2 protein-coding genes are annotated in these 642 nt (G+C 38.2%); both read left to right on the top strand.

Annotated features, from left to right (window positions below):
• A partial coding sequence (locus KH893_RS11390; RefSeq protein ID WP_281166224.1) for a hypothetical protein occupies positions 1-247 on the top strand: 247 nt, incomplete at its 5' end.
• Positions 205-642 (top strand): carbamoyltransferase N-terminal domain-containing protein (locus KH893_RS11385; RefSeq protein WP_345803739.1); only part of this gene is annotated, 438 nt, incomplete at its 3' end. The genes KH893_RS11390 and KH893_RS11385, both read left to right, overlap by 43 nt.

The raw sequence follows: 642 nt of genomic DNA, 5'->3' as shown, positions 1-642 counted from the left end.
ATATTTAGCTGGCTTATATACGGATATTGGCCAAGAAGGGAAAACTATGGGACTAGCCCCGTTTGGCAAGAAAGTACCAGAGCTATATAAACAGTTTCATCAGATCATTCGTTATCACGGAGATCGATACTCAGTTGATCGTCAAAAATTATATGAGTTGGATAAACTTCTCGAAAATCCCGGTAGTTTAGGTAGTCAAAGCAAATTATTGCTTACCAGGTTCAAAAACTATATGAAGAGGTACTAACATTTTTAGCTAAAAAAGTATATGCAAAAACCAAGATAGCGAATTATGCGCTTGCCGGAGGGGTTTCACTAAATTGTGAAGGAAATCGGGCTTTGTATGATTTGCCGTTTGTAAAGCAACTATTTATCCAACCAGCAGCGAATGATGGAGGAACCGCATTAGGAGCTGCAATTTTCTGGGCTACACAGCATAATATAAAATTTTCTACTCCGGAAAATAAAGTTTACTTAGGACCGAGTTTTTCTAATGAGCAAATTAAAGCGATTTTAGATCGAAACCAACTAAATTATCAGTATATTCACGAACCGGAACGACTTGTTGCTAAATATCTAGCCCAGAAGAAAGTTGTTGGATGGTTTCAGGGAAGAATGGAATATGGCCCAAGAGCACTTGGG

This window comes from Liquorilactobacillus sicerae (genome assembly GCF_029916425.1).
Classification (GTDB): Bacteria; Bacillota; Bacilli; order Lactobacillales; family Lactobacillaceae; genus Liquorilactobacillus; species Liquorilactobacillus sicerae.
Note: the sequence above shows the minus strand (reverse complement) of the source record. Positions and strands in the feature narration are given on the sequence as shown.